Annotated in this window: 9 protein-coding genes; 3 read left to right on the forward strand and 6 right to left on the reverse strand. The window is 43.4% G+C overall.

Going from position 1 to position 11382, the window contains the following annotated elements:
* From B050_RS0112475 to B050_RS23460, 5 genes are all read right to left on the reverse strand, one after another.
* Entirely contained in the window at positions 1-1689 is a 1689-nt protein-coding gene (locus B050_RS0112475) for a glycoside hydrolase family 28 protein (RefSeq protein ID WP_018474260.1), read from the reverse strand.
* An 88-nt stretch (positions 1690-1777) separates the two neighbouring features.
* A complete protein-coding gene (locus B050_RS0112480; RefSeq protein WP_018474261.1) occupies positions 1778-3391 on the reverse strand; it encodes a glycoside hydrolase family 43 protein in 1614 nt (537 codons plus the stop codon).
* Between the two features lie 57 nt (positions 3392-3448).
* Complete coding sequence (locus B050_RS0112485; RefSeq protein ID WP_018474262.1) at positions 3449-4435, reverse strand: pectinesterase family protein; 987 nt, start codon at positions 4433-4435, stop codon at positions 3449-3451.
* 9 nt (positions 4436-4444) lie between these two features.
* On the reverse strand, positions 4445-5680 hold the full coding sequence (locus tag B050_RS0112490; RefSeq protein WP_157492775.1) for a glycoside hydrolase family 88/105 protein: 1236 nt from the start codon (positions 5678-5680) through the stop codon (positions 4445-4447).
* Positions 5681-5716: 36 nt separating this feature from the next.
* The gene (locus B050_RS23460; protein ID WP_018474265.1) at positions 5717-5860 is read right to left on the reverse strand and encodes a hypothetical protein; all 144 of its coding nucleotides are present in this window, start codon (positions 5858-5860) and stop codon (positions 5717-5719) included.
* Positions 5861-6378: 518 nt separating this feature from the next.
* Here B050_RS23460 and B050_RS0112505 point away from each other — a divergent pair.
* From B050_RS0112505 to B050_RS0112515, 3 genes are all read left to right on the forward strand, one after another.
* The gene (locus B050_RS0112505) at positions 6379-7437 is read left to right on the forward strand and encodes a LacI family DNA-binding transcriptional regulator (RefSeq protein ID WP_018474266.1); all 1059 of its coding nucleotides are present in this window, start codon (positions 6379-6381) and stop codon (positions 7435-7437) included.
* Between the two features lie 28 nt (positions 7438-7465).
* Entirely contained in the window at positions 7466-8911 is a 1446-nt protein-coding gene (gene uxaC / locus B050_RS0112510) for a glucuronate isomerase (RefSeq protein ID WP_018474267.1), read from the forward strand.
* Between the two features lie 86 nt (positions 8912-8997).
* The gene (locus tag B050_RS0112515; protein ID WP_018474268.1) at positions 8998-10413 is read left to right on the forward strand and encodes a tagaturonate reductase; all 1416 of its coding nucleotides are present in this window, start codon (positions 8998-9000) and stop codon (positions 10411-10413) included.
* Between the two features lie 271 nt (positions 10414-10684).
* On the opposite strand, the gene B050_RS0112520 is transcribed toward B050_RS0112515, so the two are convergent.
* A complete protein-coding gene (locus B050_RS0112520; RefSeq protein WP_018474269.1) occupies positions 10685-11083 on the reverse strand; it encodes an ACT domain-containing protein in 399 nt (132 codons plus the stop codon).
* Between the last annotated feature and the right edge of the window lie 299 nt (positions 11084-11382).

Consider the following 11382-nt stretch of genomic DNA (forward strand, 5'->3'; position numbering starts at 1 on the left):
TTATTTGATTTTTACCGCGCCATTTGTAAGCTCAGGACTTTGGAAAATTTGGGTTTCGATATTTTTAAAATCACTTTTATTCACCCTGACATTTTCAGTCAATCTGCCAAATATCCTCAGGGCTGCCTTGGAATCTCCCCCGAATTTAAGCCCCTCCACCTGGATGTTTTGGCTATTATATATGGTCAATGCGGGGCTATTTTTGGTGATAACTGCCACATTTTTAATTTTTATTCCTGCTCCATCGATGATGGTCATTCCTTCATTTCCTACCAGATATGAGTCTTCAAGTCGTACATTTTCTAAGCTCTTCTCCGGTAATCCCATAAAAAATGCGGTCTTTCCAGCTCCTGACACGGTAATATTTTTCATATAGATATTTCGGAATATGGGAGTTTCCTCAGTCACCGGCATGGGCGTCTCATCTCTCACCTCCGCTTCCTGATCTTCTTCTAATACTGGCGAGTTGCCACCATAGAACATATTAAAGCGGATCGCCTCAGCGGGAATATCAATCATGTCTATATTAGAGATATAGATATTCTCCACTATGCCCCCACGCCCACGGGTACTCTTAAAACGGAGGCCAATATCGGTTCCGATAAAAGTACAATTGGAAACATGGACATTGCGAACTCCACCAGACATCTCACTGCCCACCACAAAGCCGCCATGACCATGATACACGGTATTATTTTTTACGATTACATTTTCTGTAGGTATTCCTCGATCGCGACCATCCTGATCTTTGCCAGATTTGAAGCATATCGCATCATCACCCACATCAAAAGTATTATTATAGATCAATACATTCTTGCAAGACTCCAAGTCTAGCCCATCGCCATTTTGGCTGTACCAGGGATTCCGCACTTCCAAGTTTCTGATGACCACGTTTTCGCTCATAAGGGGATGGATATTCCAGGCAGGGGAATTCTGAAAAGTAGGTCCATCAAGAAGCACTTTATTGCAATGCACCAAGCTTACCATCACTGGCCTCAGGAAGTCCTTTACCGAAGCCAAATCCTCTGGGTCAATCAAATCGGGGACATTGAAATTAGAGCTACTGGTGTATCCCTTTTTGGATTTTTCGGAAGGAAACCACATTTTTTCGTCATCAGAAAGCACCCCGCCAGATTTCAACAACTTGCTCCACTGATCCGCAGTCATCTTGCCTTTTTTCACCAGTCTCCAAGCATCTCCATTGCCATCAATTACTCCAGAACCAGTAATCGCAATATTCTCGGCCTCGTACGCATTGATCGGCGAAATGCAGCGAACCGTATTCAATCCCTCAAAACTAGTATTGACCAATGGGTAATCATCAAAATCCCTACTAAAAAGCAATAAGGCCCCCTCCTCCAAATGGAGGTTTATATTGCTCTTTAAGGTAATGGGGCCTGTAAGCCAGATGCCTCGAGGAACAGTCACTTTTCCCCCACCCTTAGCTTGCACTGCTTGGATTGCCTCTGCAAAAGCTTCTGTACATTTACTCTGCCCATCACCCTTCGCACCAAAATCTCTAATATTCACTTCATATTCGCCAAAGGATGGTAGTAGGACTTTGGGCATATTTATTTCTACCCCTTCATAGATACTGGCATCCACGGGAGCTATTTGCCTCGCAAATCCCTGCCCGAGAAAAAGGCTGCAGGCTAGGGTCATTATTATATTTTTAGAAATGTTTTTCATAGTGGTAATCCCTTTTTGGTTGAATGAATTCTATTGGATAGGTGAAGAACTAATTATTCGCAGATAATTAATGGGCTGCTCGCATAGCTTATTTGTCAAACCTGAACCAATCCACATCAGCATAACCCGAATCATTGATTTTGGTGTCTCTGGTAGCAAATAGTCCTACCTTTGCTCCAATCCATTTGCCGGGAACTGCCGTGAAGGTCTCCTCAATGGATGTGAATTTTTTACCATCTTCGCTATAGCTAAATTGACATATAGCCCCTTCGCTTACCCTTACCCGAAGGCTGAGGCTGTCGCTGGATAATTTCTTAATCAGCTGCTCTTTTTCTTCCTTACCATGCTCAGCATCATGGCATATGCTGTATTTCAGATAGATACCATCCTGAGCACTTTCCAGCGCCAGATAGGCATAGCTCATTCCCATGACGATCAAGCCTACTTTTTCATTCTCTAAATCTTCATTTGGGTGGAAAGTCAATTTCGTGGTGCTCGTAAACTCCTCTGCGGGAAACTTCTGTAACAGTAGATTAGGAGCCGCCCAAAGGTTCGAGACTTCCTCTGGAAGCTGCTCAGTATATAGCCTAAGAGTTCCTGCGGCAGGATTGGCAAATGCCCAAGTAGCCTTAGGGTTGGCATGCCACTGCCACTGCATTCCGATCTGATCTCCTTCAAATTCGTCGCTATCGTCCGGTGTGGCTATGGGGTAGCTTTGACCTACGTCAGGCTTTTGGTAATGGAGCACGGGCTGTCCGGTCCCATCGCCATCTGGGTCCTCGCCCATGATTGGCCAATCTTCCTTCCATACCATGGGTTGCAAGTGAAGAATCCGCCCATAAGCTTCCTTATCCTGAAAGTGCATAAACCAGTTTTGACCATTTTCTAATGTCACCCAGCCTCCTTGGTGAGGGCCATTGATGGCGGTCTCTCCCTGGGCGAGTGAAATATGTTCTTCGTAGGGACCATAGGGGTTCTTAGCCCTCAGGATCAGTTGCCAGCCTGTGGATACTCCACCAGCCGGTGCAAAAATATAGTAATAGCCATTTCGCTTATAGAACTTACTTCCTTCCACCGTACGGTGGTTTTCATGGCCATCAAAAACCAGTCGGCCTGTGCCAAGGGTTTTGGTACCATCCCAGCTCAGTGGCTTTACGACCAGGACACTCTTGATGCCTGCTCTACTGCCTGCATAGGCATGTACGAGATAGGCCTTTCCATTCTCATCCCAAAGCGGACAGGGGTCAATCAGGCCTTTCCCAGCTTCTACGAGCACTGGCTCATCCCATTTCCCTCTGGGGTCCTTGGTCTTGACCATATATATTCCAAAGTCAGGATCTCCCCAATAGATATAATATTCGCCCTCATGATAACGGATCGCCGGCGCCCAGACACCATTGCCATGCTGAGGACGACTAAAATGATCCAAGGGAACCTGTCTATCCAGAGCATAACCAACAATCTCCCAGTTGATCAGGTCCCTGGAATGTAATATCGGCAATCCTGGAGAGGCATTAAAGCTGGATGCGGTCATATAAAAGTCCTCTCCCACTCGGCAGAGATCTGGATCAGAATAGTCTGAATGAAGCACGGGATTGATATAGGTGCCATCTCCCTGATCGGAGACCCATACCTTACTGGCTTGGTCATCTTGGGCAAATAATGGGCATGACAATCCCAGGACCAGTAGGCTACTGGCCATAATCGATGATATAAAGTTCATGATTAAGCTGTATTAGGTTTATTAGTATTTCTCTACTTATTCCAGGTTTAGCTGTGCAGCAGGATCCCACTTATCGTCACCGGCGAGGATATTCTTCAGAGAATAGGCCTTGGCAATATCTGTAGTCAGCTGCCAGGACCATATCACCCTATCTTCAGGAGCGGCACCAGGTCCTGTGGATTGATATTCGGCATAGAAGCTATTTTCTTCTGCCTCGGGTTTGCCCCAATTATGCCATCCTTCAGCCTTGATATGCTTACCCATTTCACAGCCTATAAATACAGTCTGCGCATAAGGTCTCCACGGCCGGCCAAGGTAAACGGAGGCTTCGGGAGCATCTCCAGTGAGCTGGCAGTTTAAGAATACAAAGCCATGTAGATTACCCTTTTCGGTGGATGCAGCCGTTATATAGTGGCCACCGGACTTTGAGAATATTTCACATTGATCAAAGACCACCGTGGACCATCCGAAGATAAAATCGGTGGTGCCCTCGATATAGCAGTTCTTATAATATTGACGACTGTATTTGCCATGCGGGTACAGGGTATCTTGATTTCCTAAGAACCTACAATTCTCAAATACCACTTTATCTCCATCCACACGTACAGCAACTGCCTGGCCGACGGGGCCGGAGGAATTTTCGAAAGTGATATTCTTGGCTGTAAACCCATCTCCAAAAACAAAGAAAGTGCTGGAACCAGTGGTCCCCATTTCCTCCCCGAAGCTATTTTCCTTAGAGGCATAGTCATCATAAGTAATTTTGGTACTCAGGGGATCCTCACCTATAAGTTGAATATTGGTTTTGGTGCTGGCCAGCGTCAGTTTTTCCTTATATATACCAGGCTTTAGATGTATCACAGTGACTTTTTTTCTAAAATCTGGCACATGATCAAAGGCTTCCTGAATGGTTACAAAATCTCCCGAGCCATCTTGAGCCACAGTTATTTCACTAGTTTGTTGAGCCATTGCCGCGCTGATGGATAACCATAGCATCAGACCGAAAACACCAAAATTAAATTTCATAGGTAAGGGTTAATTGATTGATTCATATTCCAGGGAGGCCAAGATAAAAGGCCCCACCCCTTTGGGATCATTATCCCGAATGGGCTCACTAATATAATATTCATAGGAGCCATCACGATAAGGATCGCCGCCTAATCCCGCTACAGCGCATATATTGGTTAGGCTAATGCCGCCATCACTGTCCTCACGGACAAACTCCCTTAGGAGACCTTCATAGGCTGCTATAGCATTTTTTTCATATTTGGCATCAATATATCCCTTTCTCACTGATTTTAATAGAAAATAAGCAAACATACTTGATCCCGAAGCTTCCAGATAGTTGCCCTCACGCGTTCCTTGGTCCATCACTTGATACCATACTCCGCTTTGATCTTGGTATTTTACTATTCCTGCGGCAAGTTTCTTGGCTACTTCCACGACCATCCCACGCTGAGGATGATCCGCTGGCATAAAATCCAGTACGTCCACCACCGCCATGCTAAACCAACCTATACTTCTCCCCCAATAATTGGTGGAAAGCCCCGTGGCTGGATCCGCCCATTTCTGAGATTTGCTCTCATCCCAAGCGTGATGATATAAGCCCGTCTCCTCACTGTAGCCATAGTGGTCCATCAAGAAGATCTGATTGGCCACATCATCAAATAAGGCCGCCTCATTCATTTCTGCGGCATATCGAGCGAGGAAGGTGGAACCCATATATAGCCCGTCTAGCCACATCTGATGAGGATATCGCTTCTTATGCCAGAAGCCTCCTTCGGAAGTCCGAGGGTGATGACGCATCTGATCTCTCAGGTCCTCGGCTGCCAATTTATATTTCTCCTCCCCAGTCTCCTCATAGAGGCCGATAAGGAACCTACCGCCGTTGACGCGGTCGATATTATAGTCTTCTTTCTTATACGTCTTGACTGCTCCACCTTCCTCGACCATAAAATCGGCAAAGTGTAAGATATAGTCCAAATATTTTTGATCACCGGTGCTGTCATATACCGCTTCCATGGCGGTCATCATTAGTCCGTGGGTATATTCCCATTTTGGCTTTTCATTAAAATCAAGCGTCCAGCCCTCAGGGTTTCGTTTTATCTCAGAGTCCGCCATCCATGTAGAATATTGAGGAGTCTCCTCTATGACTTCCGAAGAATTTTCTGTGGTCGATTTTTGGGTATTTGAAGAGCATGCGCCAAATAAACACGCGCTGCTCAATAGTAAAAAGGAAGCACCTTTTAGGGATATATTTTTAGCATTCATAGGAATCAAAGATTTGGGTGGAGATAGAAAAAAAAATTAATCTCTGGTTAAGAATAGGCCCTCAGAAACGGGCACCGGTATTTTGATGGTCTTGAATGACTGCACTTGATTATCCCATTTTCCAAGGTATAAAAACTTGATTATGAGAGTAAATCGGTCAAAGATGGTAGTAAAATTCATGGTATATGGGGGTTTATTGGTAATGTATTACTTGAGATTAGTGTAGTCTAGAATTTTGAAAGGTCCCCCTCAAGCGAAGGGGACATTTCACATCATTAACCCTAAACTAATTATATCTTCAATAATCAACCAGAAATATAGGCTGATTTTATTTTCTCAATCGGCGATCACATTGAGCAATCGATTGCATATTTAAATATTTTTTTTGAGGAATTAAAATTTAAGCCTAAAATTTCGTCAAAAAACTTCAAAAAAGTCAATGAGCAAAGCAAACAAAGGATAATCAGGAGGTAAAATTCACTTAAGCAGAAAAAAATATAAGTGTTTATTCTTGACAATTAGAGAATAATAAAACTATATTGCGCAACCGATTACATTCAATTTGGGCGTGGAATACCCAAATTCAAAACCCAATTTAACCGAGACCTGAAACCAGAAACGAAGCGTAAAAAAAGCACAAGAATCAAAATATGTTGAGAATTGTGTTAGATTTGTGGTTTTTGGCCACCTGAAGAACAATGAATAAACGAAAGAAAGCGACGATCCATGATATAGCGTCTAAACTGGGGATCACAGCCAGCACGGTATCCAGGGCCTTAAACAACCACCCTAGAATCAGTGATGCGACCAAAAAACTGGTCACCAAAGCAGCAAAAGACATTAATTATCAGCCAAATAATATTGCGGCAGCATTAAGGAATGGAAAAAGTAGATTGATAGGCATTATTGTCCCTACGGTCAATCGTAATTTCTTTTCCTCGGTAGTCCGTGGCATTGAAGAGATCGCCAATCAGCTCAACTATAAAGTAATCATAAGTCAGTCTTATGAGAACTTCGAACAAGAAGTGCAGATCGTGGACACCCTGCTCAGTGCTCGTGTGGATGGGATTATCATGTCCATTAGTAAGAACACTGAAAACTTCGAACACCTGGACCGGGTGAAGGAGAAAAACATCCCTTTGGTGCTTTTTGACCGGATTACCGATAGTGTAGAGGTAAATCAGGTGGTAATCGATGACTATATGGGAGCCTATAAGACGGTCGAGCATCTCATCGCTAATGGATACAAAAGGATCGCGCATTTTACTAATCCACGAAAAATAAATATTTATAGCGAACGTATGCGTGGATATATCGATGCCCTGAAAGCCCATGGCATGGAATATGACCAAAACCTGGTGATCGAGAGCAATATGCAACTCGAAGATGGACAGCAATGCGTAAAAACCATGCTGGACCAAGGGCTGGAATTTGATGCGATATTCTCCTCCAGTGATTATGCTGCCATGGGTGCCCTCCAAGCGCTCAAAGAACGTGGCATCGCCATCCCTGCACAGGTAGGACTGGCGGGATTTGGGAATGAGCCCTTCACCTCGTTTACCACCCCTTCCCTTACCAGCGTGGATCAGGTCAGTATTCCTATGGGAAATGTGGCTGCCGAACTTTTCTTTGAACTCCTTAAGGCCGACCCAAAAAAATACGTGCCTCAAAAGACCGTTCTAAAACCTGATCTCATCATAAGAGAATCTTCCACCAGAACTCCCTCAAAACCTAATTCAACCCCTAATTCAAAATAATAATTAACCAAAAAAACAGACACTAATAATGTTGGACCAAGTGAGCAATCGATTGCATCGTGGCAGTAAAGAATTTTTGGATGAGAACTTCCTTTTGCAAAATGATTTTGCACAGCAGCTCTATCATACTTATGCAAAGGATCTCCCTATCATCGACTACCACTGCCATCTATCCCCTAAGGATATCACGCTAAACAGACCCTTCAATAACCTATCAGAAATATGGCTGGCGGGCGATCATTATAAATGGCGTGCCATGCGTACACTAGGTATAAATGAAGAATATATCACCGGAAAATCCACCAGTGATAAGGATAAATTCCTGAAATGGGCCGAAACAGTGCCCTATACCTTGCGCAACCCCCTATTTCATTGGACACATTTGGAATTAAAGAGGTATTTTGGAATCAACCAACTCCTGAGCCCTGATACGGCGGAGGAAATCTATGAAGAAGCCACTGCCCAACTTCAGCAGAAAAGCCACTTCACGAGAGGTTTATTGGAACAGATGAACGTGGAAACAGTATGCTCTACGGATGACCCCATAGATACGCTTAATTATCATATCCAAGCGAAAAGGGAAGGGATAAAACCAAATTTGTTTCCGGCATTCCGCCCAGATAAGGCCTATGCCGTAGAAAATCAAGGTAGCTACCTCTCCTACCTTAACCTACTTGGCCAAGCGAGTGACACCGAAATATCTAGCTATAAGGCACTATTGGACGCTTTAAAAAATCGAGTTGACTATTTCCATGAGCATGGAGGAAGGCTTTCGGATCATGGATTGGAGAAATTATATTACTTTAAGAGAGGTACCTATGACTGTGAAAAACTCATGGCCAAATTACTAGGTGGAGCTAAGTTATGTGGAGAGGAGATACATTATTTTAAGTTCGAAACACTCTTGCACCTTAGCCATATGTACCATGCCAAGGGCTGGACGCAGCAGTATCACTTAGGGGCACTCAGAAATACCAACCAACGAATGCTACGCTTATTGGGTCCGGATACAGGATTTGACTCCATCGGTGATTTCTCGCAGGCTAGCGCCATCGCCCAATTCCTCAACGAGCTGGACAGCAGCGATCAGTTGGCCAAAACTATACTTTATAACCTAAATCCCTCTGATAATGAAGTGCTGGCCACGATGATCGGCAACTTCAATGACGGCTCCATTCGTGGTAAGGTGCAGTTTGGCTCAGGCTGGTGGTTTCTCGACCAAAAAGATGGGATGGAAAAGCAAATGAACGCACTTTCTAATATGGGTTTGCTGAGCTGCTTTGTGGGGATGTTGACCGACTCCAGAAGCTTTTTGTCCTTTCCGCGACATGAATATTTCCGAAGGACCCTATGTAACCTCATCGGCAAAGATGTGGCCAATGGAGAACTACCGAACGATGAAGAATGGCTAGGCAAAATCGTGAGTGATATTTGCTATTATAATGCTAAGAACTATTTTCAATTTGATTATTAAGTTGGTATTTTGGTACCATTTCTACTGATAAGCCCTGATTTTGAGTAAGTAAAATTTTAAACAACACAAACAAAATCGCATAACTGATGAAAACACTAAACAGACAAAATGTTTCTGATCTTCCTCAAAGACCCATCAAAATAATACAATTTGGAGAAGGTAATTTTTTGAGAGGCTTTGTAGATTGGATCATTGAGACCATGAATGATAAGGCCAATTTCAATGCCGATGTACAGCTCGTGCAGCCGATCGCTCAGGGCCTGGGCGAGATGATCAATAAGCAAGACGGACTATATCATGTACAGCTTAGCGGCATCCAAAGCGGGGAAGCTCGGGAAGAAACCAAACTTATCACTTGCGTTAGAGGTGTGATAAACCCCTACGAAAACTATTCGGCATATCTTCAATTGGCAGAAAATCCTGATTTGCGGTTCATCATCAGCAATACTACCGAGGCAGGCATATCCTATAATCCTGAGGATGATAACAAGGACCAATTAGCACAGTCATTTCCTGGCAAACTAACCGCCTTGCTGTTCAAAAGATTTGAAGTATTCGGTGCCGATAATAGCAAGGGACTGCATATAATCCCCTGTGAGCTTATCGATAAAAACGGAGAAAAACTCAAAGAAATCATACTGCAGTATGCCAGCCTATGGAAACTGCCTGAGGCCTTCATCCTTTGGATCAATGAGGCCAACACCTTTTCCAATACCCTAGTGGATAGAATTGTACCTGGATTTCCGAGAGAAAACATCAAGGAGATTCAAGAGAACATTGGGTATGAGGATAATTTGGTTGTAAAAGCGGAGCCATTTCACCTATGGGTGATCGAAGGACCTGATGCAGTAAAGGCCGAATTTCCAGCGGAGGAGGCTGGCTTAGATGTCAAATTCGTCAAAGATCAGTCTCCCTACCGAACCAGAAAAGTAAGAATTCTAAATGGTGCCCATACCTCCCTGGTGCCCGTGGCATACCTTCATGGACTGCGAACGGTAAGGGAATCAGTGGAAGATCCGATCATCGGCCCCTTCCTCAATGAGACCATCCAAGGAGAAATCATCCCTACCCTGGACCTTCCTAAGGAAGAGCTGGAGCAGTTTGCCAATGATGTGATGGACCGCTTCAAAAACCCATTTGTGAAACATCAATTGAGTTCCATCGCCCTGAACTCCATCTCCAAATTTAAAGTGAGGGTTTTGCCTTCTCTCCTGGAGTATGTGGACCGCAAGGGTCAACTACCACCCAATTTGGTGCGCTCACTGGCGGCATTAATCGTGTTCTATAAGGGTAGCTATAATGGCGAAGCCACGCCAGTGCAGGATGATGAAGAAATTATCAATTATTTTAAAGCCATTTGGGAAAGTGATGACCTCGACCACGTGGCTCATGAGGTTCTAAAAAACATCAATTTCTGGGACACTGACCTCACCAAGGTGGAAGGCCTCCAAAACGCCGTGGCTCAGGAATTAAGCCAACTGGTAGAAAAGGAAAAAGTATAAGTCTATATAGCTAAATCTAAAGCGAGAAGGAATAAGGAAGCCAGTTTGTTTCCTTATTCCTTTTATTTTCAGACCTGCATTTTTAGCATATCTTACACTTCAGCCTAAGGGGGGATTGTCTACGAATAATAATATCTATATTCAAGCCTAAGGAATCATGCTAGAGTATAAACCCCAGTCCTGCTCTTACCTAGTGACCGAAGGTGCATTTGTACTTTCTAAAGGAGCCTGGCACTTAGAGTAGTGGAGTATTAGGCATAGGGACTGGACTTTATTGATTTTGGGATAATTCCTGTAAAACTCTAATCGCTTTTTTTGAGTCTTTTTTATCGACAAAAATATGGTCGTGAAAATAACCAGCAATCACATTGCAGCTAATACCATGTTTTGCTAATTCACTTGAGAAAATAGCGGTCAGACCTACTGCCTCGAGCGATGAATGGATCATAAGAGTAATCCATGAGGCTATATATTCATAGCGCAAACCTATAGCGTCCGCTTTACTTTTTTCGATTATAATGGTGGTCCCTTCCATTTCTCTGAATTCACCAATCGTATCCTCACGTTCAATCTTGCTAAGATCCTTGACCGTCGAGAAGACGTAATCTCCCTCATTTAGTTTAGGCGTCATCCCTTTTATTAATTGCGATAAATTTGTTTCTCCAGCCATTTAGACAATTATTATATCAAATTGAAAATTAGATTATTACACCACACCAATTATAGTTTTATAAATGAATTGACCATGTGATTGACCCCTGTAGGGTAAGAGCATGATTTGAAATCAGGAAACCTTTGTCTAAATTTCTTGTCAGACATGATGTATTTCTGTTCAAACTGATATTCCATTTCTTTAGTTTCGCTTAATACAGGTATAAAAAGCGGTAGTATTTTTTTCATGAATGATGGCACCATCCTTAATTTAAAATTACTGTGCAGTTTTTTATTAAATAGGGTAAGCATTTCATT

This window comes from Echinicola pacifica DSM 19836 (genome assembly GCF_000373245.1).
In the GTDB taxonomy this organism is placed as follows: domain Bacteria; phylum Bacteroidota; class Bacteroidia; order Cytophagales; family Cyclobacteriaceae; genus Echinicola; species Echinicola pacifica.